Genomic DNA, 21,468 nt, shown 5'->3' on the forward strand with positions numbered 1-21,468 from the left:
TCAGATTGACGTTTCCCCCCGGAGTGACCACATGGCTCTCACCATCCTGTTCATGCCCGAGAGCGCGTACGGGCCGACGAACAACAGCATCGGCATCGGCGACATCCTGCGCCGCCGCGGACACCGGGTCGTCTTCGCGGCCGAGGCGTCGTGGAAGGGCAAGCTCGAAGCGCTCGGCTTCGAGGAGGACCTGGTCGACCTGGCTCCCCCGGCGGAGGACGCCGAGGAGCAGGACCCCGGCCAGTTCTGGAAGGACTTCATCCGCGAGACCGCGCCCGAGTACCGCAAGACCACCCTGGAGCAGCTCGCGACCGTCACCAAGCCGATCTGGGACTCCCTCATCGACGGTGTCAAGTACTGTGAGCCGCAGCTCAAGGCCATTATCGAGCGCGTGAACCCCGACGTCGTCGTCGAGGACAACGTGATCACCTTCCCGGCGCTGCTGACCGCGGGCAAGAAGTTCGCGCGCATCGTGTCGTGCAACCCGCTGGAGGTGCGCGGCGAGAACATCGCGCCGGTCTTCTCCGGCCTGCCCGCCGACGACCGCGCCGGCTGGGACGCCTTCCGCGCCGAGTACGAGCGCACGCACCGCGAGATCTGGACCGCCTTCAACGCCTGGTGCGTGGAGCAGGGCACGAGCCCGCTGCCCGACCTCGACTTCATCCACGAGGGCGACCTGAACCTCTACGTGTATCCCGAGGTGCTCGACTACACCAACGCCCGCCCGCTGGGCCCCTCGTGGCACCGGCTCGACTCCTCCGTGCGTGAGACCGAGGAGGCCTTCGAGCTGCCCTTCCAGCGGGGCGAGGGCGCGCTGGTCTACTTCTCGCTGGGCTCGCTCGGCTCCTCCGACGTGGAGCTCATGCAACGGGTGATCGACGTGCTGGCCACCACCCGGCATCAGTTCATTGTCTCCAAGGGCCCGCTGCACGAGGAGATCAAGCTGGCCGACAACATGTACGGGGCGGAGTTCCTGCCCCAGACGAAGATCATCCCGCTCTGCGACCTGGTGATCACCCACGGCGGCAACAACACCACCGTCGAGGCCCTGCACTTCGGCAAGCCGATGATCCTTTTGCCGCTGTTCTGGGACCAGTACGACAACGCCCAGCGCGTGGACGAGCTCGGCTACGGCGTGCGGCTGTCGACCTACACCTTCACCGACGAGGAGCTGAAGGGCGCCCTGGAGCGCCTGCTCGGCGACACCGAGCTGCGCGCCGAACTGGCCGCCACCGGCGAGGAGATCCGCGAGCGCGACGGCCTGCGCAAGGCCGCCGACCTCATCGAGCAGCTCGGCCTGAAGTAGTCCGCCGGTACGGCCCGCACCGCCGGGCCGTTACCGGGTCATCCAAGGAAAGAACCCCATGCGCCAACTGATCAACCCGGCCACCGGGCAGCCCTTCGCCGACCTTCCCGACACTCCGGTGGGGGAGGTGGCGGTAGCCGTACGCAAGGCCCGGCGGGCTTTCGAGGAGTGGTCGCAGACCACGCCGGCCGAACGGGCGCGGCTGCTGCTGCGCCTGGCCGACCTCGTGGAGGCCGACGCCGAGGAGCTGACCAGGCTGGAGGTCGAGGAGACGGGCAAGCCGGCCGCGGTCTTCCGCGACGGTGAGCTGCCGTTCGCCGTCGACAACCTGCGCTTCTTCGCCGGCGCCGCCCGCTCGCTGGACGGCACCGGCGCCGGTGTCCTGAGCTCCGGGTACACCTCGGTGCTGCTGCGCCGCCCCGTCGGGGTGGTCGGATCGATCGCGCCGTGGAACTTTCCGTTCATCATGGCCGTCTGGAAGGTGGGGCCTGCGGTCGCGGCTGGAAACGCGGTCGTCATCAAGCCCGCGCCGCAGACCCCTCGCTCCACGCTGCGGCTGGCGGAGCTGTTCGCGCGCGCCGGAGCGCCCGAGGGGCTCGTGCAGGTGGTGCTGGGCGACGGGGCCGTGGGCGAGGCGCTGGTGACCGACCCGGGCGTGGACATGGTCAGCGTGACCGGCTCCACCGAGACCGGCCGCGCGGTCATGACCGGCGCGGCGCGCACGCTCAAGCGAGTCCACCTGGAGCTCGGCGGCAAGGCCCCGGCTCTGGTGTTCGAGGACGCCGACCTGGAGGAGGCGGCGCGCGGCGTGGCCATGGGCGCCACCTACAACACCGGCCAGGACTGCACCGCCGCCACCCGCGTCTACGTCGCCAGGACGGTCTTCGACGACACGGTCGAGGCTCTGCGGGCGACCCTCGCCAAGATCACCGTAGGCGACCCCTGGGACGCGGCCACGGACATCGGCCCGCTGGTCTCGGCGGCCCATCGCGAGCGGGTGCACGGCTTCGTCGAGCGGGCGGGCGCTCAGGTGGTGCACGGCGGGGCGCCGATCGACGGACCCGGGTTCTACTACCCGCCGACGCTCGTCACCGGCGTGGCGCAGGACAGCGAAATCGTGCAAGGTGAACTTTTCGGTCCGGTTCTTGTGGTGCTTCCGTTCGATCACGAGGACGATGCGGTACGGCTGGCCAACGACACCCGCTACGGCCTGGCCTCATCGGTCTGGTCGCGGGACGTGGCGCGGGCCATGAGGGTGTCGCATCGCCTGGACGTGGGTGTGACCTGGGTAAACGACCATCTTCCGATCGCCAGCGAGGCCCCGCACGGCGGCGTCAAGGGCAGCGGATTCGGCAAGGACATGAGCCAGGAGGCCGTTCAGGAGTACTCGGTGACCCGTCACCTGATGATCAAACACGCTGCCCCGGCCGAGCGGGACTCCTTCCGGCCGGCCTGAAAGCTGAAGGCGAAACCGACCGAAATGACACGTTTGGTCGCGTTTGATGGGAAATGCACGGTTGGCCGATCTGGTACGGGTGTGTTCCAATTACCCACGCCCGCGGAATCCCATGCGCCGCACGCGTGTCAGATTTTTCGAGCACGTAGCGCGAGAGGTAGCGAGAGTCAGTGAGGACGGAAAACCCCAGGCACGCGACGCCAGGGGAGTACACAGGCGGACGGTTCCGGCTGGCTAACTGGCGTGTGCGCTCTAGGTTGGTGGCCCTGATCCTCATCCCCACCATCGTTGGTGTGCTCCTCGCCGGTGTTCAGCTCGCCAACGCGATCGGCACCAGCGCCGAGTACCGGCGGCTCACCCAGGTGGCCGAGCTGGTCCAGCGCATCGGCGCGCTCTCCCACGAGATGGGCAAGGAGCGCGCGCTCACCGCCTGGTACATCGCCGACCAGCGGCGGCCCAGCCGGATGGCGCAACTGCGCACGCAGCGCGCCGTCGTGGACGGCGCCAAGACCAAGGTGCTCGACAGCACGGCCGCCATCGACGACGCGCACTCGCCGCGCGTGCGGCAGGAAGTCGAGAACATGCGCCGCTGGCTCACCGGCCTCGACGGGCTGCGCGAGTCGATCCTGGGCGACAGCGTGCCGCCCCGAGCCGCGATCCGGACCTACTCGACGATGATCGACGTCCTGGAGAACCTCCAGGACGAGCTCGGCCAGGTCGGCGACGACGACATCCTGCTCAAGGACGTGGCCGCACTCGGCGCCCTCCAGAGGGCCAAGGAAGAGGTCTCGCGCCAGCAGGTCATCCTGGTCGTCGCGCTGGTCGAGCGGAAGCTGGACTACGACGACCTGTCGGACTTCCTCGGCTCCTGGAACGCCCAGCAGGCCGAGCTGGCCACCTTCGAGCAGGAAGCCCAGGCCAAGTACGCCTCCTTGTACACCGACACCCTCAAGGGCCCGGCCATCGACCGCGCCGACGCCATGCGTCAGCGCGCCCTGGCCCAGCTGCGTGAGTACAAGGAGATCCGCGACCTCGACATCACCGCCACGCCGCGCCGCGAGCTGCTGTTCTGGTACGACAGCACCACGCTGACCGTCAACGCCATGCGCAAGGTGGAGGACTCCCTCGCCACGGCCGTCGTGACCAAGACCCGCGAGCTGAGCGACACCGAGCAGCGCAACGCCATCATCTCCGGCGCGCTCATCCTCGTGCTGCTGCTCCTCGTCCTGGTGATCACCACCCGCGTGGCCGGCTCGCTGGTCCGCCCGCTGCGCCGGCTGCGCGCCGAGGCGCTCCAGGTGGCCACGACCAGGCTGCCGGAGACCGTCCGCGTGCTGCGCGAGTCCGGCGACGGCGCCGCCACGCCAGAGGTCCCCTCCGTCGGCGTCAACACCCGAGACGAGATCGGGGAAGTGGCACGGGCCTTCGACGAGGTCCACCGCGAGGCGATCCGGCTGGCCGGCGACGAGGCCAAGCTGCGCGCCAACGTCAACTCCATGTTCGTCAACCTCTCGCGCCGCTCGCAGACGCTCGTCGAGCGCCAGCTGCAGCTCATCGAAGGCCTGGAGCAGGGCGAGGAGGACGAGAACCGGCTCGCCAACCTCTTCCGCCTCGACCACCTGGCCACCCGCATGCGCCGCAACAGCGAGAACCTCCTGGTCCTCGCCGGCCAGGAGGCCGCGCGCAAGTGGAGCGAGCCCGTCCCGCTGGTCGACATCGCCCGCGCCTCGCTGTCCGAGGTCGAGAACTACGAGCGGGTCCAGATCCAGATCCCGTCCGACATCCAGATCGTCGGCCCGGCCGTCACCGACGCCGTCCACCTGCTCGCCGAGCTGATCGAGAACGCGATCTCCTTCTCGCCGCGCGAGAGCCGGGTCAGCGTCACCAGCGCGCCCGCCGACGGCGGCTTCGTCGTCACCATCAGCGACCTGGGCATCGGCATGAGCGGCGACGAACTGGCCGAGGCCAACTGGCGCCTGGCCAACCCGCCCGTCGTGGACGTGTCCGTCTCCCGGCGCATGGGCCTGTTCGTGGTCGGCCGCCTGGCCCTGCGCCACGGCATCCGGGTCCAGCTGCGCATGCGGGAGACCGGCGGGCTCAGCGCGCTGGTCATGCTGCCCGACATGCTCGTCGCCGCCGCCAACGGCATGGTGCCGCAGCAGCGCGGGCAGTACGACAGCTTCACCACCTTCGACCCGGCCATGCTGGGCTCGCCGCCGTACGCCAACCCCGACACTCCCGAGGTACGCGCCCACGAGTCGCTGGCCGACACCCAGTGGCCGGGTTCGATGCCGGTGCCGGACACGGGCGGCTGGACACCGTACGGCGAGGAGCCGTCCCCATCCGGTCAGCCGCCTTACGCGGACGCGCCCGGCGACCAGGCGCCCGCCGCCTTCGGTGAGCAGCCGCCCTTCGGTGAGCAACAGCCTTTCGCCGACCAGCAGCCCTTCACCGACCAGCAGCCTTCGGCCGGCCAGCCCTTCGCCGGTCAGGCACCCTTCGCCGGCGAGTCGCCTTTCGCCGAGCAGTCGCCCGAGGCGAGCTGGCCGTCGTTCGCCGAGCAGCCGCCGCCGCTCGCGGCCGACCAGCGCTGGCCCTCCTTCGCGGAGGAGCCGCCGCCGCTTGAGGTCGATCAGCGGTGGCCGTCCTTCGGCGAAGAGTCGAACTGGCCGTCGGTCGCCTCCTCGACCCCCAACGGCAACGGCTCGGGCAACGGGCTGTTCACGCCCTACAACACCGACTACGCCTCGCAGGACCTCACCGGGCCGCTGCCCGTGGTCGACAGCTCGCCCATGGAGTCCGAGGGCGAGGACTTCCTGCCGATCTTCTCGTCGGTGGGCTCCGACTGGTTCCGCCGGCCCGAGCCCGACCCGCTGAAGGCCCAGGAGCCGCCCGCCGATCCCGAGCTGCCCGGTCCTTCGACCGGCGCGTTCGGACCGGTGGGACAGGGCGGGTACACCGGAGCTCCGGGTTCTGCCTCCGACGGCTTCAGCGGTCCGGGGACGGGCGCGTTCGGCGCCGTCGGCAACAGCCCCGCCTACGACTCCTTCGAGGCCGACTCGCCCCCGACCATGCCCCACCCGGTCATCTCGGCCGACGGACCTCCGCCGGTCTCCGGTTACGGCCAGGGCCCGGGTTACGGCCAGGGCGCGGGTCACGCCGGCCCCGGCGGTCACGCGGACTCCCAGGGCGGCTACGCGGGCGCCGGTCAGGGCGGCTCAGGCGGCCAGCCCGGCTACACGGGCACCGGCGGTCCCTCCGGCGCGCATGGCTCGGACTACGCGGGCTCCCCTGGCTCGGACTACGCGGGCGCGGGCGCCCCTGGCACCGGCCACGGTGGCGCAGGCCACGGCGGCCCCGGCGATGCGGGTTCCGGCTATGGCGGACCCGGCAACGCGGGCTCAGGCTACGGAGGCTCCGGTCACGCGGGTTCTGGTCACGCGGGCCCCGGCTATGCGGGTGCGGGCTCCGGCCATGCGGGTCCTGGCGCGGGTGGTCCCGGCGCCGGTGGTCCGGGTGCCGGTGGGCCCGGTGCGGGTTCCGGTGGACCCGGTGCCGGCCCCGGTGCCGGTGGTGCGGGTGCGGACGGGTCCGGACAGGCGGGTGGCGTCGGCAAGTCCGGTCTGCCGCAGCGCCGGCCGGGACAGTCCGGCGCCGGTGCTTCCTGGACCTCCCCCGCCGACAGCGGTTTCCAGGCCGCGCAGGCCGCCGCCGAGCCCGCCAGGGGCGGCACCACCGCCTCCGGACTGCCGCGGCGCGTGCCCAAGGCCAACCTGGTGCCGGGCACGGCGGGCTCCGCCGAGCCCCCAATGACGTCACCGGCACCGCCGATCTCACCCGAGCGCCTGCGCAGCAGGCTCTCCAGCTTCCAGCAGGGTGTACGGCAGGGCCGTGAGGATCTGAAGGAGAAGGAATGAGAGAACTGAGCCAGGGAGCGCGTGGCATCAGCTGGCTGATCACCGATTTCGTCAACAACGTGCCCGGTGTCGCGCACACTGTTGTCGTGTCGTCGGACGGTCTGCCGCTGGCCTTCTCCGAGGGGTTCCCCAAGGACCGGGCCGACCAGCTCGCCGCGGTCGCCTCCGGTGTGATCAGCTTGACCCAGGGCGCGGCCCGCGTCTTCGAGGGCGGCATGGTCACCCAGACGGTGATCGAGATGCAGCGCGGCCTTTTGATGATCATGTCGATCAGTGATGGATCGTGTCTGGCGGTGCTCGCCTCGCCCGACTGCGACATGGGCCTGGTGGCCTACCAGATGACGCTCCTCGTCGAGCGGGCCGGTCAGGTGCTGACGCCCGCCGTACGGGCGGAGCTGCAGGCGGCCCGCCCCCGCTAGCCGGGCGGTGACAGGAGATCATGGTGTCAGGTCAGGGTTGGGCTGGTGATAGCACTCCGCCGCATCCGTCGGCGCCCCGTCCGCAGAAGCCGAGCTCTCTGGTGCGGCCTTATGCCGTGACCGGGGGGCGTACCGCTCCGCGGATGAAGTTCGCCATGGAGGCGCTGGTTTCCTCCGTGACGTCGGAATACCAAGATATTTCCCTCTTGAGTCCGGAGTATCAGGCGATCATCCAGCTGACACGAAATGTTCGGTCGGTTGCGGAGATCTCCGCCCTTTTACGGCAACCTCTCGGGGTGGTCCGGGTGCTGATCGCCGACATGGCGTCGGAAGGCCTGATCCGCGTGCACCAGCCTGCGCTGGACGCGGGGAAGCCGGACCTCAACTTGCTCGAAAGGGTACTCAGTGGACTTCGCAGGCTCTAGCGCCGGCCTCACCTCGACGAAGATCGTCGTGGCTGGAGGCTTCGGCGTGGGCAAGACGACGTTCGTGGGAGCGGTCTCTGAGATCCTGCCGCTCACCACGGAGGCCGTCATGACCGACGCGTCGGCCGGCGTCGACGACGTGTCGCTCACTCCCAACAAGACCACGACCACGGTGGCGATGGACTTCGGCCGGGTCTCACTGGACCGCGACCTGATCCTCTACCTGTTCGGGACTCCGGGTCAGCACCGGTTCTGGTTCATGTGGGACGACCTGGTACGCGGCGCCATCGGCGCGGTGGTCCTCGTGGACACGCGCCGCCTGGCCGACAGCTTCCCGGCCATCGACTACTTCGAAGAGGCCAAGCTGCCGTTCGTGGTCGGTGTGAACGGCTGGGACGGAGCCTTTTTGCACGATGAGCGGGAACTGCGCGAGGCGCTGACGGTCAGCGACGGCACCCCGATCGTCCGCCTCGACGCCCGCAACCGGGAGTCGGTCAAGTCGACCCTGATCACGCTGGTCGAACACGCCCTGACCCGCCAGATCGCCCCGGCCTGACCCCAGGAAAGTTGGCCGAGCGGACCAAGCCCGGCCAACCAACCAACCTGCCCCTGGCCCAGAACCCACCCCTGGCCCACAACCACCTCGGCACTCCTGGCCGAGAATCCACCAAGGGGCACTGGCTTGGACCCGCCCAGGCACGGAGTGAACCCGCGCCTGTCCCTGGCGAACGTCTCGCGGCCTCGCGCGTGGTGCCTGGGGTCCGTGCGGAGAGCCTCTGGGATGCGGGGGTTTCCCGCTCAGGGGGTGCACGCGCGCACGTCGCGGTGGCCGGCCACGGAGGCGGAGGAGCGTTCCCCTGGAAGGTCGCCCGCCACGTGCGGCGGGTGGGGGTGGGGCGGCTTGCCGTAACCCCAAAAGCGCCTTAAGGCGGGGAGATCACGGCGAGCGCTTGAGGGCGGGAAGATAGTTCAGGCGGGGGTCTTGGAGTCGAGGCCGCGGACCAGACGCCCCACCTCGGCGCGAAGGTGGACGAAGTCGGGGTGTTCGCGGGTGGTGATCTGGTCGCGGGGGGACGGCAGGTCCACGGGCAGGTCGCCGACCACGTTGGCGGGGGCCTTGGACAGGACGACCACGCGGTCCCCGACGTACACGCTCTCGTCGATGTCGTGCGTGATGAGCACGATGGTCATCTGGTGGTGGCCGCGCACCTGCAGCACGAGGTCTTCGAGGTCCTCGCGGGTCTGGGCGTCGACGGAGCCGAAGGGCTCGTCCATGAGCATGAGCGTCGGACGGTAGGCGAGGGCGCGGGCGATGGCCACCCGCTGCTGCATGCCGCCGGACAGCTGGAACGGGTATTTCTTGCCCGCGTCCCCCAGCCCGACCGACTCCAGCGCCTCCTGCGCGGCGTCTCTGCGCGCCTTCTTGTCCATGTTCTTGCGGCGCAGCGGCAGGGCGACGTTGTCGGCCACGGACATCCACGGGAACAACGACCGGCTGTAGTCCTGGAAGACGACGGCCAGGTTGTCGGGTGTGTGGGTGACCAGCTGCCCGTCGACCTTGATCTCGCCGCCGGTGGGCGTGAGGAGGCCGGCGATGCTGCGCAGCAGTGTGGACTTGCCGGCGCCGGAGGGGCCGACGATGCACAGCAGTTCGCCGTCGGCGACGCTCAGGGAGAGGCCTTCGATGGCGTGGTGGGCGCTGGGGCCGCTGCCGTAGGTGTGGCTGAGGTTGGATATCTCGAGCAAGGTTGGGTTCCTTGAGGGGCGCGAGTGACCCCCTGACTCTAGCGGAGGCCCGAATTGTGAAGCCATAGCTGGCATTGACCAGAATTCACGTTGCTTTGTGCCTTTGAGTCCGGATTGGGGATTTCACTCGTCGAAAAGGTGTCAGAAAAGCCGCGCGTCATGAAATATCGTCTCTTGCGGCAGGCCCTCCCCACCCCCCGGAGCGCACACCATGAGACGTACGATCCCCGCCCTCCTGCTCGCCACCACCCTGGCGCTGACCGCGTGCGGCGGTGCCGAGCAGGCGTCCACCGGCGGGCTGGAGAAGCCCGTCATCAAGGTGGGCGCGCTGCCTATCCCCGACGCGGCCGCCCTCTACATCGCCCAGTCCAAGGGCTACTTCAAGGACGAGGGCCTCACCGTCGAGCCGATCACGATCCAGGGCGGCGCCGTCGCGCTGCCGCAGATCAAGAGCGGCGCCCTCGACATCTCCCACACCAACTACGTCTCCACGTTCCTCGCCGCGAGCAGGGGCGAGAAGGTGAAGGTGGTCGGCGACCTCTACGGCGCCGCCCCGAACACCTTCGACCTCATGATCGCCAAGGACTCCCCGATCCGGGCGGTCGCCGACCTCAAGGGCAAGACCATCCTGGTCAACACCCTCAACAACATCGGCACGCTGGCCGTCACCTCGACGCTGAAGAGCGCGGGCGTGGCGCCGGGCGAGGTGAAGTTCGTCGAGAAGCCGTTCCCCGACATGGGCAACGCGCTGGCCGCCGGGCAGGCCGACGCCGCATGGCTGACCGAGCCGTTCATCACCGCCACGCAGGTCCAGCCGGGCCTGCGCGTCCTCGCCGACACCATGACGGGGCCGACGGCCGGCCTGCCGATCGCCGCCTGGATGGCCACCGGCGAGTGGGTCGCGAAGAACCCCAAGACGCTCGCCGCCTTCCAGCGCGCGATCGGCAAGGCGCAGAAGCTGGCCGCCGGTGACCGCAAGGCCGTCGAGGAGGTCATTCCCTCGTACTCGAAGATCGACAAGACGGCGGTCACGAAGATCACGCTGGGAAGCTTCCCGACCGACCTCGACGCGGCCAGGTTGCAACGGGTGGCCGACCTGATGCTGGAGTTCGGATATCTCAAGCAGCCCCTGGACGTCAAGACGCTCCTGGTCAGCACCGCCGGATGAGCGTGCGTGCCGTGCGGGGCGCGGCGGGCGTCGCCGCGTTCCTGCTCGTGGCCGAGCTGGTCGTGCGCTTCTGGCTGGCCGAGGGCGTGGTGTTCCCGCCGCCTTCGGCCGTGCTGATCGAGGCCGCGCTGCTCCTGGCCGACCCCGCGTTTCTGGCGGGCGTCGCCGCCACCCTGCTCAACTGGGCGCTCGGCCTGCTGGCCGCCGTCGCCGTCGCGGTGCCGGCGGGCGTGGCGCTCGGCGCGCTGCCCGCCGCCGAGCGGGCGACCCGCCCGCTGCTGGAGTTCATGCGTCCCATCCCGTCGGTGGCGATCATCCCGCTGGCGATCCTGCTCATCCCCGTGGACGTCGCGATGAAGGCCTCGGTGATCGTGTACGCCGCCGTGTGGCCCATCCTCATCAACACGCTGTACGGCATGCGCGAGGTCGACCCCCTGGCCAAGGATTCCCTGCGCAGCTTCGGTTTCGGCCCTATGGCGGTGCTGTGGCGGGTCAGCCTGCCCAGCGCCGCCCCGTTCGTGGCCACCGGCGTCCGCATCGCCGCCGGCGTGGCCCTCATTCTCGCGGTCAGCGCGGAACTGCTGGCCGGAGGCAGCTCCGGCATCGGCGTCTTCGTCATCCAGGCGGGCAGCGGCAACCGTACCGATCTCATGCTGGCCGCCACGCTCTGGGCGGGCGCGGCGGGCCTGATGGCCAACACGCTGCTGGAGGCGGGAGAGCGCCGCCTGTTCCGCTGGCACGAGGCGCGCAGGGGAGTGGCCGGGTGAGCGTGCTGAACAGGCTGTGGTTCGTGCCCGCTGTGCTGGTCGTGTGGGAGGCGCTCACGCGGCTGAAGGCCGACACCGACTTCCCGCCGCCGACCGCGATCGCGGGCCGGATGCGCGAGCTGTGGTTCTCCGGCCCGGCCGCCCGGTTGTTCCTGACCGACGAGGCGGTGGCCAACCTGCTGCCGAGCCTGGCCCGCATGTTCACCGGCTGGCTGCTGGCCGCCGCGGCCGGTGTGCTGGCGGGGGTGCTGATCGGCCGTTCGCGGGCGGCTCAGGACTACGCCGGGCCGCTGATCCAGTTCGGACGCTCGGTGCCGCCGCCGTTGCTGCTGCCCTTCTTCCTCGCTCTGCTGCAGGGCGGCCTGGCCACGCAGCTGGCCGGGATCGTCTTCGGCGTGATCTGGCCGGTGCTCCTGAACTCGATCGACGGCGCCCGCTCGGTCGAGGTCCTGCAGATCGAGACGGCCCGCGTGTTCGGGTTGTCCCGCGCCGAGCAGGTCCGCAGGGTCATCATCCCGGCGGCGGCGCCGAAGATCCTGGCCGGTCTGCGGTTGAGTCTTTCGCTGGCACTGATCATGATGGTGATCTCCGAGTTGTTCGGCGGCACCGACGGGATCGGGTATCAGCTGCTGCAGGCGCAGCGGGGGTTCGACACCCCGGGGGTCTGGGCCGCCATCGCGCTGCTCGGTCTGCTCGGTTACGTGGTGAACTCCCTGTTCGTCGTGATCGAGCGCCGCCTGCTCGGGTGGCAGGGGGCGTAAGCCGGAAGAGGTGGAACTTTCATGAAATTCTCCCGAGTGTCGCTGTTAACGGTCCTGGTGGCCGCGACGGCGCTGGCGGGATGCGGCTCGGGGACGGACGCGGCGGAGCCGGGCAAGACCGCCGCGGGCCAGGAGACGAGCGTGGTCAAGGCGATGGCGCTGCCGTTCCTCGACCAGGCCGGGCTGCACGTGGGTCTCGACAAGGGCGTCTTCAAGAGCGAGGGCCTTGACCTCACCGCGCAGTTCTTCACCGACAGCAAGGCGGGCAGCGTCGCCTTCAACAGCGGCGAGGTCGACCTGGGCTTCGCCAACTACGTGAGCCTGCTGCAGATCATCGACAACGGCGCCAAGCTGAAGATCATCTCTGAGGGGTCGGTCGGCAAGCCCGGTGTCCAGGCGGTCATGGTGCCGGAGTCCTCGCCGATCAAGACGGTCAAGGACCTGGAGGGCAAGAAGGTCGCCGTAGCGGTGCTGAAGAACGTCCAGCCGCTGATGCTCAACGCGGTCCTGCGCGACGCCGGCGCCGATCCGGCCAAGGTCGAGTACGTGCAGGTGCCGGTCCCGAACACGGTCGCCGCCGTCGAGGCGGGACAGGTGGACGCCGCCGCCTTCACCGAGCCGTTCACCAGCCAGGCCGCGGGCAAGGGCTTCCGCCTCGTCACCGACCTGGCCTCCGGCACCACGCAGAACTGGCCCACCGCCGGCTACTTCGTCAAGCAGGAGTGGATCGACGCCCACCCGAAGACCGCCGCCGCCCTGGGCAAGGCGCTCGGCAAGGCGCAGAGCCTGGCCGCCGACCGGGTCAGCGTCGAGAAGGTCCTGCAACTGCCCACCTACACCAAGATGGACGCCACGACCGCCGCGGCGATCAAGCTCGTCGACTTCCCGACCGCGCCCGACGCCGCCCGCCTCCAGCGCGTCATCGACCAGATGAAGGTCGAGGGCCTGCTCAAGAGCGACTTCAAGGCCGCCGACCTCATCTACACCCCGGGCGGTTGACCGGGTACCGCCGGCGCGGCGTCGTGGGCGTCGCGCTTCTGCTGGCCGGCCTGGAGGCGCTGGGCCGGGCGAGCGGGGGCACGCTGCCGCCCGCCGGGGACATCCTGGCCAGGGCGGCGGCGCTCGCCCTGGAACCCGGCTACCTGTCCCATCTGGCGGGCACCCTGTTCACCTGGGCCGGCGGCACGCTTCTGGCCACCGTCCTCGCGATCCCGGCCGGGCTGCTGCTCGGCACCCTGCCGGGCGTGGAGCGGGCGAGCAGGGCGGTGCTGGAGTTCCTCCGCCCGATGCCGGGCGTCGCGCTCTTCCCGCTGGTCGGCATGATGCTCGGCTCCGGCGCCACCACCCGGCTCGTGGTCGTCACCTACGTCGCGTTGTGGCCCGTCCTGTTCAACGCCGTGTACGGGCTGCGCGACGTCGAGCCGGTGGCCGTGGACACGCTGCGCGCCTTCGGCTTCGGCCGTACCGCGGTGCTGGTGCGGGTCTCGCTGCCGAGCGCGGCGCCGTTCATCGCCACCGGTGTACGGCTGGCGGCCGGCATCGCCCTGATCGCCACCATCGCCGGCGAGATCTACATGGGCACCGGACAGGGGATCGGGGTGCACGTGGCCCAGTCGACGTTCGTCCCCGACGCCACGGTCGAGGTGCTGGCCGTCACCGTCTGGGCCGCCCTGCTCGGCCTGCTCGCCAACACCCTGCTGGTACGCGGCGAGCGCCGCCTGTTCTCCTGGGCCCACCGGTGATCCGCTGGGCGGTGTTCGCCGCCTGCGCGCTGGCCTGGGAGGCGCTGTCGCGCTCGGCGGGCAACCGCTTCTTCCCGCCGCCCTCGCAGATCGCGGCCCGCATGTACGAGATGTGGTTCTCCGGCCCCTACATCCTCACCGACCAGGCGATCGAGCACTTCGCACCGAGCCTGGGCAGGCTGGCGGCCGGGCTCGCGGGCGCGGTGGTCGCCGGGGTGGTCCTGGGCTTCGTCCTGGGCCGGTCGGAGAAGGCGCGCGCCTACGCCGACCCGGTGCTGCAGCTTTTCCGCGCCGTCCCGCCCCCGCTGCTGGTGCCGGTCTTCATCGTGCTGCTGAGCGTCGGCACCCAGATGCAGCTGGCCACGATCGCCTTCGCCACGCTCTGGCCGATCCTGCTCAACACCGCCGACGGCGTCAAAGGCGTGGACCGGCAGCATCTGGAGACCGCCCAGGTCTTCCGCCTGACCGCCGTCCAGCGGCTGTGGCGGGTGCTCGTGCCGTCGGCGCTGCCGAAGGTGTTCGCCGGGCTGCGGCTGAGCATGTCCGTGGCGCTGATCCTCATGGTCTTCGCCGAGCTGATGCCCGGCTCGTCCAACGGCATCGGCTACCTGCTGCAGGACGCCTACGCGGTCGGCGACCTGCCCAGGATGTGGTCGGCGGTGGTGCTGATCGGGGTGCTCGGCTACGCGCTCAACGCGGTGTTGCTGGCCGTACAGCGCAGGGTGCTGGCCTGGCAGGGCGGCTAGAACGCGCGGCGGATCGGGGGCGCGTACCCGGCCGAGTCGATCCCCCACGAGGAGATCGAGGCGGGCAGCAGCTCAAGCCACTGCGGGCCGCCGCCGCGCACCACCTGCTCGCCGCCGCTGTCGTGGAGCTTGGCGGTGCCGCGCACGAGCAGGCCGCGCGGCACGCCGTCCTCGGTGTAGTCGTCCACGACGATCGCCAGTTCCGGGTTCTCGGCGGCGTTGTCGCGGTAGGCGCGCCGCTGCCCGCGGACGGGCAGGTCGCGCGCGCCGATCTCCAGCGACCGCCCGCCCTCCGACAGCCGGAACCGCACCGGCACCACGTGCGGCCGCCCGTCGGCGCCGGCGCTGGCCAGCCGGCCGATCGTGTGGTCACGCAGGTAGAGGAGCTCGCCTTCAGTGAACACCGGGCCTCACGAGATAGGAGCCGAGGGGACGGCCGATGATCTTACCCGCGTCCATGACGTGGTGTCCGCGCACGAACGTGTCGGTCACCCGGGCGGTCAGCTCGAAGCCCTCGAACGGCGTGTACTCCTGCGTGGACTCCGAGTCGGCCGCGTGCACCGTCCACGTCTGGTCCGGGTCCACCAGCGCCACGTCCGCGTCGTAGCCGGGCGCGATCGTGCCCTTGGACCGCAGGCCGTACCTGCGCGCGGGGTTCCACGAGGTGAGCGCGGCGATCCTCCCGTACGGCAGGCCGCGCCGCCGGCCCTCGGAGACGAGCCCCGGCAGCAGGTACTCCGCGCCGCCGAAGCCCGCCTTGGCCACGAACACGTCGTCCCGCGGCTCGCCGTACTTCAGTTCCTCGCGGCAGCAGGCGTGGTCGCTGACCACCCAGTCGACGGTGCCGTCGAGCACGTACTCCCACAGCGCCTCGACGTCCTCCTGGGGCCGGATCGGCGGGTTGACCTTGCCGCCCAGCCCTTCGGCGGTCTCGACGGAGGCCAGCAGGTGCCCGATGGTGACCTCGCGGCGGAAGTCGATGTGCGGGAAGGCGGCGGCCATGCGCACCGCGGCGTCCAGCGCCTTGCGCGAGGACAGGTGCAGCAGGTTGATGTTGGCCAGCCCGGTCTCGTGCGCCAGGTAGGAGGCGATGAAGACGGCCAGGCCCTCGGAGTGCGGCGGCCGCGAGGCGCTGTAGGCGGCCAGGCCGCTGAGCTCGCCGGCCTCCTCGACCAGCTTGGTGTAGGCGGTCATGATCTCGGCGGTCTCGCAGTGCAGCGACAGCGAGATCTCGCCGGCCAGGTCGGGGAAACGTTCGCGGGCCGCCTGGACGCCGCGCATGACGAACTCGAAGTGGGCGTAGTCGTAGCGTTCGCCGTCGGGCAGCATGAGGAATCGGCTCTGGTCGTTGGAACGGCCGTGCAGGCCGTGCCCGCCGTAGAACATGAAGATCTTGAAGCTGGGCACGCCGTGCTTCTCGATCAGGTCGGGCAGTTCCGCGATGTGCGTGCTCGACATGGGCGCCAGGTGGAAGCCGTAGTCGATGTAGGCGCGTCCCTCGGCCCGGGAGAGCACCTCGGGGAAGAACTCGGCGTAGGGGCCGCCCCGGTTGAGGTAGTACTGGCCGGTGCGCATGTAGGTGAGCGCGGTGGTGACGCCGCCCTGGGCGGCCGCCCGGCTCTCGGTCGAGGCGTCCTCCTCCAGCGCGTTGTAGATGCCCCAGTGCTGGTGGGCGTCGACCACGCCGGGGAAGGCGAGCTTGCCGTTCCCCTCGATGACGTCGTCGCCGGGCGGCAGGCCGGGGGCGACCGCGGTGATGCGGCCGTCCGATATGGCGATGTCCGCCTCAACGGGTTCGTCACGCTCTTGGGTGACCACCCGCACGTTCCTGATCAGCAGGTCTGTCATGACCGCCTCCGGTTGTGGTGCCAGGCGAGGACGCGGCGCTCGCCCATGAGGAACAGGGAGTTGAGAAGGAAGCCCAGCACGCCGAGCATCACGACGCCGGCCCACAGGGCGGGCATGTCGGCATTGTTGGAGGCGAGGCTGAGCAGGTAGCCGATGCCCTCCGTGCTGCCCTTGAGCTCGGAGACGACCATGAGGATGAGCGCCAGTGAGACGCTCAGCCGCAGCCCCGCGAAGATCTTGGGGGAGGCGGCGGGCAGGATGATGCGCAGGATCCGCAGGTGGGCGGGGATGCCGAAGACGGTGGCCGTCTCGATCTGCATCCGCTCCACGTGGCGGGCGCCGTCGATGGAGTTCAGCAGGATCGGCCAGATGATGCCGAAGATGATCGTGGCCACCTGTACCTCGGTGCCCATGCTGAACAGCACCAGGAAGACCGGGAGCATCGCCGGCGGCGGCACCGCCCGGCCGAACTCCACGAGCGGGTCGATGTAGTCGGCCAGCCATTGCGCACGCCCCAGCGCCACGCCCAGCAGGACACCGACCAGCACCGCCACGCACCAGGCGCCGACCACCCTGGCCAGGCTCGGCCAGACGTGCCCGATCGCCTCTTCGGCGGCGAACATCTCATACAGCCGCACCACGATGCGCGAGGGCGCCGGGAAGTACGGGCTGGCGACCGCGACCGCGGCCAGTTCCCAGCCGACCAGGACGACGGGGATCAGCCAGAGCCGCTTGACGAGAGTCCTGATCATGCGCTCCGCCACCTGAACAGCCGCCGCTCGGCGCGCAGCAGCACCGCGTTGACCACCAGGCCGACCAGTCCGGCCCAGATCAGCGTCGCGATCACGTCGAGCATGGCCGACTCGCCGATGCCGGAGCTGGCCTCGATGAGGAACCTGCCCACGCCGCTGGCGCCGCCGACGAAGTACTCCACGCTGATGGCCAGGATGAGGGTGACCGAGGCGGCCAGCCGTACACCGGTGAAGATGAACGGCGCCGCGCTCGGCAGCGCCACTCGCCACACCACCGCGCCCGCGCCGAAGCCGAACGAGCGCAGGGTCTCGGCGGCGACCGGGTCGACGTCGCGCACGCCGTACAGGGTGTTGATGAGGATGGGCCAGGACGCGGCGTAGACGATCAGCGCGATCTTGGCGTTGATCTCGGGCGTGAAGAAGAACAGTGCCAGCGGGATCAGCGCGACCGACGGGATGGGCCGCAGGAACTCCACGATGGCGCGCGTGGTCTCCTCCACCACCGGCACAGTTCCGAGCAGCAGCCCGACCGGTACGGCCAGCAGCACCGCGAGCCCGAGCCCGAGGATCGCGGCGGTCAGGGTCGCGGCCAAGTCGCCGAGGAAGACGGGGTCGGCGGCCAGCGTGGCGAACCTGATCAGCGAGTCGGAGGCGTTCGGCAGCCAGGTGAACAGCCCGGCCCGGCTCGTGACCTCCCACAGAAGCAGAAAAGCCGCCACGCCGACGACGTGGCGGGTGATCTTCGCTAGGGGGACGCGGGCGAGCGGGTCGCGCTCGCGCCGCGTTCCGTCGATCGCTGCGGTCATCCCTGCGGATTGACGATCATCGTGCTCACGTCCATCTTCGCCTTCAGGAAGCCGTACTCGGCCATCAGGTCGGCGACGCGTTGGATGCGCTGGGCGTTCAGCGAGGTCGGGTAGTTGCCGAGGTTGATCGTCGCGGCCGTTTCCTTGGGGATCTTGGTGAACGTGGGCAGGATCGCGGTCACCGCGTCACGGTCGGTGGCGGCGATGTTCTGCGCCTTGGCCATCGCGCGCTGGAAGGCGGCCATGGTCTTGGGGTTCTCGCTGATCCACTTCTCGGTGGCGGCCCAGCCGGTGATGGGCAGGCTCTCGGTGGGGCCGGACATGGTGTCGATCAGCATGGTGGCGCCGAGCTTGCTCTCCGCCTCGCTGACGTACGGGTCGGTCATCCAGACCGCGTCCGCGTCGCCCTTCTCCAGCGACGACAGCCAGTTGGTGGTCGCGATCTCGACGTAGGTGACGTCCTTCTGCGGGTCGACGCCGTTGATCTTCAAGTGCGGGTTCATGGTGAGAACGCCGAGTCCCTTGAGCGCGTTGACGCCGATCTTCTTTCCCTTGAGGTCGGAGATTTTCTTGATCGGTGAATTCTTGGCGACCATCACGCCGAACGCGCCGCTGGCTCCCTGATAGGAGTCGGCGATGTACTTGAACTTCTCCGAACCGCCCTCCTGAATGGTCAGGATGGTGGCGTAGCTGCCAAGGACGACGTCCATCTGGCCGTTGCTGAGCTTGGGCAAGACGGCCTGCGGAGCCTGGATGGGCTCCTGCCTGACATCAAGTCCCTGCTCCTTGAAGAAGCCGCGTTCCATGGCGATGAACAGGGGCGCAGAGTCGGCTCCGGGGTACTGGCCGATGAGCAACGAGGTCTTCTCCAGACCCGACGCGTTGGCCGTACCCCCCGGTTTGCTTTCCGTCCCGGATCCAGAACACCCCGCAATCACCAGGGTTGTCGCCAGGCCGATCAGGGCGGTGCGCCCCAGGGCACGTAACCGCATGCCGTGTCTCCTTATGAACCAGGGGGTGTGAGCGACGATGACACGCACTGTAACGCACGAGAAGAGATTTAAAGGAGATATAGTGGATATGTCAGTTTTAGCCTTTTGACCGTCGGATTTAAATTATCCCGCGTACTTTGTCCGGTTTTATGGGTATTTATGTTGGTATGTCGTGTAGATGGCAGGGTGGCTTTCCGGATAGGCTCAGAGGGCGATCATAGGTTTGGGTGTAAGGGGTGTCGTGGCAGACGTCGATGGTGAGGCTCCCTACGGACTGAATCTGTCGGAGGCCAGCCCTGCTCGTGTGTACGACTACCTGCTCGGGGGCAAGGACAACTTCGGTGTCGACCGGGCCGAGGGTGAGCGCATCCGCGCGCTCATGCCCGGTGTCGAGATCGGGGTCCGCGCGCAACGCGCGGTGCTGGGCAGGGTCGTCAGATTTCTGGTCGGAGAGGTCGGTCTACGCCAGCTGATCGACATCGGCACCGGGTTACCGACAGCCGAAAACGTGCATCAGGTGGCTCACTCGGTCGATCCCGGGGTGCGTGTCGCCTACGTGGACAACGACCCTCATGTCCTGGTCCATGCCAGGGCCCTGCTGGCCAGGAACGTCAACACGCTGGCCGTACACGCCGACCTGCGCGAGCCCGCCGCCCTGCTGGGCGATCGCGAGCTGCTCGCGCACATCGACCTCAGGCGGCCGGTCGGCCTGATCCTCTGCGGGATCCTCCACCACGTCCAGGACGAGGAGGACCCGTGGCACCTCACGAAGGAGCTCGTCGCCGCCCTTCCCTCGGGCAGCTACGTGTTCATCCACCACCTCCTGAACAGGGGCGACGAGCAGAGCCGTTCGCTGCTGGAGGCCCGGAACACCCGATACCGCACCAAGGACGAGATCGCCCGCTTCTTCGCGGGTCTTGAAATGGTCGATCCCGGGCTGGTAGGGGTGCCTGACTGGCGTCCCGATCCCGATCAACCGTTCCAGGAGAGCCATCCGGTGCTGAAGCTGGCGGTCGCCGGTGTCGGCCGCAAACCATGACCAACCCTGCAAGAGGTGTTCCTATGGGTCTTCGTGATGACATGCCGCTGCTCGCCCGCCACGAGGGCGAGTGGGAGGGCACGTACACCCACCTTGACGCGGACGGCAACCTGATCGACCGCCACCGCTCCCACCTGACCTGCACCATCGTGGACGACAAGACCTACCACCAGGTCAACCGCTACACCTGGGACGACGGCAGGACCGAGGAGCTCCAGTTCCCCGGCACGTATCTGGGCAACGGGCGCTGCGGCTTCGACACCGAGCGCATCAGGGGCGAGTTCTGGGAGCTGGACGCGTCCACGATCTACTTGAGCTGGATATACAAGGCGGCCGACGAGGACCTGCGGCTGTTCGAGCTGATCGTCCTCAGCGACGACGGCAAGAGCAAGAGCCGCGTATGGCAGTGGGTCAAGGGCGGCGTCTGCGTCAAGCGCACGCTGATCGACGAGCGACGGGTGGCCTGACCCCCGCCCCGGCCGTCCGAACCGAGGGCGGCCGGGGGCTCTGCCCGGAGCCGACACCCGCGTTGACAGAGTCTCTCCGTTGATGATCGTATTTCCCCCGCTATCGCCGCCCCACCTCCGGAGACACGATGTTGAAGCGCCGTGGTCTGTCCTTCGCTATCGCCTTATCCGCCGTCATGCTGACCGGTCTCGCACCGGGAGCCGTGGCCGCCGACATCGACGACCCCTGGGCCCCGGGCCCCATCTACCGGACGGTCACCGACGACGCCGGACAGCTCCAGCTGCAGTCCATGGGCCGCCCCGACGGCCAGGACATGGTCTTCCGCATCTCCGGCTCGGTCTACGCCAACGTGGAGGGCAACGCCCTCGACCCCAAGATCCGCCACGGCCAGAAGCTGTTCAACCTCGAGGGCTACAACATCCGCCGGCTCTACCGCGTGCCCGGCACCACGCAGATCCACCAGCTCTCCCGCGAGATCGTCTTCTACACCAGCCCCACCAACCCGACGCAGATCCTCACCGAGTGGACCAACCCCGTCGACGGCAAGATCTACCCGGTCGTGCCGATCAACAACGACAGGGTGGCCTTCGGCCCGTTCAACGTCACCCCCTCCTACGTCGGCCCGCCCCTGCAGCAGCGGCACGAGGAAACGGCCTGGACCAGCGACATCCCGGTCAACACCAACTTCACCACCACGCTCGGCGAGAGTTTCGGCCTCAAGAACGGCCATTACAGCGCGATGGAGATGTTCGACTTCTACGTCGACGACCGGGAGCGCGCCGCACGCACCGTCGACGGCACCGTCCCCACCGGCGCCATGAAGACCAAGATCAGCTGGAGCCGTACCAGCCCGTGGGCGCCCTTCATGTGCCTGCCCGAGGCGAGCGTCCAGGGCCAGCTGACCTACCACGCCCGAAGCTGGGCGCTCAACTCCTACGCTGAGGTCGAGCCGTGGCTGCGTGCCAAGATCGACCTGCAGTACCCGCTCTACCAGGCCGCTCCCACCGATCCCGGCGCCAGCGAGAACTCCTGGTCGTCGTTCTACAACAAGCAACTGGGCCGGGGTGCCACCACCTGGGCCCAGTGGTGCACCACCAACGGAAGGTAACC

Annotated in this window: 21 protein-coding genes; 15 read left to right on the forward strand and 6 right to left on the reverse strand. The window is 69.3% G+C overall.

The window, feature by feature from the left end:
• Positions 1 to 31: 31 nt before the first annotated feature.
• The 6 genes from ACIBI5_RS36530 to ACIBI5_RS36555 all read left to right on the forward strand — a co-directional run bounded on the left by ACIBI5_RS36530 (position 32) and on the right by ACIBI5_RS36555 (position 8,079).
• The gene (locus tag ACIBI5_RS36530; protein WP_397253536.1) at positions 32 to 1,306 is read left to right on the forward strand and encodes a glycosyltransferase; all 1,275 of its coding nucleotides are present in this window, start codon (positions 32 to 34) and stop codon (positions 1,304 to 1,306) included.
• A 40-nt stretch (positions 1,307 to 1,346) separates the two neighbouring features.
• Entirely contained in the window at positions 1,347 to 2,762 is a 1,416-nt protein-coding gene (locus ACIBI5_RS36535) for an aminobutyraldehyde dehydrogenase (protein WP_397253743.1), read from the forward strand.
• 293 nt (positions 2,763 to 3,055) lie between these two features.
• Complete coding sequence (locus tag ACIBI5_RS36540) at positions 3,056 to 6,679, forward strand: nitrate- and nitrite sensing domain-containing protein (RefSeq protein ID WP_397253538.1); 3,624 nt, start codon at positions 3,056 to 3,058, stop codon at positions 6,677 to 6,679.
• Complete coding sequence (locus ACIBI5_RS36545) at positions 6,676 to 7,098, forward strand: roadblock/LC7 domain-containing protein (RefSeq protein WP_157250067.1); 423 nt, start codon at positions 6,676 to 6,678, stop codon at positions 7,096 to 7,098. Before ACIBI5_RS36540 ends, ACIBI5_RS36545 begins: the two co-directional genes overlap by 4 nt.
• Before the next feature lie 20 nt (positions 7,099 to 7,118).
• Positions 7,119 to 7,523 (forward strand): DUF742 domain-containing protein, encoded by a 405-nt coding sequence (locus ACIBI5_RS36550; RefSeq protein WP_214641576.1) that lies wholly within the window; start codon positions 7,119 to 7,121, stop codon positions 7,521 to 7,523.
• Positions 7,504 to 8,079, forward strand: a complete 576-nt coding sequence (locus ACIBI5_RS36555; protein ID WP_397253539.1) for a GTP-binding protein — start codon at positions 7,504 to 7,506, stop codon at positions 8,077 to 8,079. Before ACIBI5_RS36550 ends, ACIBI5_RS36555 begins: the two co-directional genes overlap by 20 nt.
• Before the next feature lie 413 nt (positions 8,080 to 8,492).
• Here the strand turns inward: ACIBI5_RS36555 and ACIBI5_RS36560 are convergent, their stop codons facing one another.
• Positions 8,493 to 9,269, reverse strand: a complete 777-nt coding sequence (locus ACIBI5_RS36560) for an ABC transporter ATP-binding protein (protein WP_397253541.1) — start codon at positions 9,267 to 9,269, stop codon at positions 8,493 to 8,495.
• A gap of 211 nt (positions 9,270 to 9,480) precedes the next feature.
• Here ACIBI5_RS36560 and ACIBI5_RS36565 point away from each other — a divergent pair, with 211 nt between their 5' ends.
• Genes ACIBI5_RS36565 through ACIBI5_RS36590 form a run of 6 tightly spaced genes read left to right on the forward strand, consistent with a single transcriptional unit; the run spans position 9,481 to position 14,453 of the window.
• The gene (locus ACIBI5_RS36565; RefSeq protein ID WP_397253542.1) at positions 9,481 to 10,437 is read left to right on the forward strand and encodes an ABC transporter substrate-binding protein; all 957 of its coding nucleotides are present in this window, start codon (positions 9,481 to 9,483) and stop codon (positions 10,435 to 10,437) included.
• On the forward strand, positions 10,434 to 11,204 hold the full coding sequence (locus ACIBI5_RS36570; protein WP_397253544.1) for an ABC transporter permease: 771 nt from the start codon (positions 10,434 to 10,436) through the stop codon (positions 11,202 to 11,204). Before ACIBI5_RS36565 ends, ACIBI5_RS36570 begins: the two co-directional genes overlap by 4 nt.
• Complete coding sequence (locus ACIBI5_RS36575; protein WP_397253546.1) at positions 11,201 to 11,965, forward strand: ABC transporter permease; 765 nt, start codon at positions 11,201 to 11,203, stop codon at positions 11,963 to 11,965. Before ACIBI5_RS36570 ends, ACIBI5_RS36575 begins: the two co-directional genes overlap by 4 nt.
• Before the next feature lie 21 nt (positions 11,966 to 11,986).
• On the forward strand, positions 11,987 to 12,964 hold the full coding sequence (locus ACIBI5_RS36580) for an ABC transporter substrate-binding protein (RefSeq protein ID WP_397253548.1): 978 nt from the start codon (positions 11,987 to 11,989) through the stop codon (positions 12,962 to 12,964).
• Complete coding sequence (locus tag ACIBI5_RS36585) at positions 12,961 to 13,707, forward strand: ABC transporter permease (RefSeq protein WP_397253550.1); 747 nt, start codon at positions 12,961 to 12,963, stop codon at positions 13,705 to 13,707. The genes ACIBI5_RS36580 and ACIBI5_RS36585 overlap by 4 nt, the downstream gene beginning before the upstream one ends.
• On the forward strand, positions 13,704 to 14,453 hold the full coding sequence (locus ACIBI5_RS36590; RefSeq protein WP_397253551.1) for an ABC transporter permease: 750 nt from the start codon (positions 13,704 to 13,706) through the stop codon (positions 14,451 to 14,453). Before ACIBI5_RS36585 ends, ACIBI5_RS36590 begins: the two co-directional genes overlap by 4 nt.
• On the opposite strand, the gene ACIBI5_RS36595 is transcribed toward ACIBI5_RS36590, so the two are convergent.
• The 5 genes from ACIBI5_RS36595 to ACIBI5_RS36615 are packed head-to-tail and all read right to left on the reverse strand — an operon-like array spanning position 14,450 to position 18,851.
• Positions 14,450 to 14,857, reverse strand: coding sequence for a pyridoxamine 5'-phosphate oxidase family protein (locus ACIBI5_RS36595; protein ID WP_397253553.1), 408 nt, complete (start codon positions 14,855 to 14,857; stop codon positions 14,450 to 14,452). The two genes, ACIBI5_RS36590 and ACIBI5_RS36595, sit on opposite strands and share 4 nt — an antisense overlap.
• Entirely contained in the window at positions 14,847 to 16,301 is a 1,455-nt protein-coding gene (locus ACIBI5_RS36600; protein WP_397253555.1) for a dihydroorotase family protein, read from the reverse strand. The genes ACIBI5_RS36595 and ACIBI5_RS36600 overlap by 11 nt, the downstream gene beginning before the upstream one ends.
• The gene (locus ACIBI5_RS36605) at positions 16,298 to 17,053 is read right to left on the reverse strand and encodes an ABC transporter permease (protein WP_397253557.1); all 756 of its coding nucleotides are present in this window, start codon (positions 17,051 to 17,053) and stop codon (positions 16,298 to 16,300) included. Before ACIBI5_RS36605 ends, ACIBI5_RS36600 begins: the two co-directional genes overlap by 4 nt.
• Positions 17,050 to 17,859 (reverse strand): ABC transporter permease, encoded by an 810-nt coding sequence (locus ACIBI5_RS36610; RefSeq protein ID WP_397253559.1) that lies wholly within the window; start codon positions 17,857 to 17,859, stop codon positions 17,050 to 17,052. The genes ACIBI5_RS36605 and ACIBI5_RS36610 overlap by 4 nt, the downstream gene beginning before the upstream one ends.
• Positions 17,856 to 18,851, reverse strand: coding sequence for an ABC transporter substrate-binding protein (locus ACIBI5_RS36615; protein WP_379620330.1), 996 nt, complete (start codon positions 18,849 to 18,851; stop codon positions 17,856 to 17,858). Before ACIBI5_RS36615 ends, ACIBI5_RS36610 begins: the two co-directional genes overlap by 4 nt.
• Before the next feature lie 241 nt (positions 18,852 to 19,092).
• Here ACIBI5_RS36615 and ACIBI5_RS36620 point away from each other — a divergent pair, with 241 nt between their 5' ends.
• The 3 genes from ACIBI5_RS36620 to ACIBI5_RS36630 all read left to right on the forward strand — a co-directional run bounded on the left by ACIBI5_RS36620 (position 19,093) and on the right by ACIBI5_RS36630 (position 21,466).
• Positions 19,093 to 19,890 (forward strand): SAM-dependent methyltransferase, encoded by a 798-nt coding sequence (locus ACIBI5_RS36620; protein ID WP_397253561.1) that lies wholly within the window; start codon positions 19,093 to 19,095, stop codon positions 19,888 to 19,890.
• Positions 19,891 to 19,913: 23 nt separating this feature from the next.
• Positions 19,914 to 20,357 carry a DUF3598 family protein gene (locus ACIBI5_RS36625; protein ID WP_397253563.1) on the forward strand — a complete coding sequence of 148 codons (444 nt, stop codon included), beginning with the start codon at positions 19,914 to 19,916 and terminating at the stop codon, positions 20,355 to 20,357.
• A 128-nt stretch (positions 20,358 to 20,485) separates the two neighbouring features.
• Positions 20,486 to 21,466: a DUF1838 family protein gene (locus tag ACIBI5_RS36630; protein ID WP_397253564.1), complete on the forward strand. Its 981-nt coding sequence runs from the start codon at positions 20,486 to 20,488 to the stop codon at positions 21,464 to 21,466.
• Positions 21,467 to 21,468 lie beyond the last annotated feature (2 nt).

The sequence above is a fragment of the Nonomuraea sp. NPDC050540 genome, assembly GCF_044457485.1.
In the GTDB taxonomy this organism is placed as follows: domain Bacteria; phylum Actinomycetota; class Actinomycetes; order Streptosporangiales; family Streptosporangiaceae; genus Nonomuraea.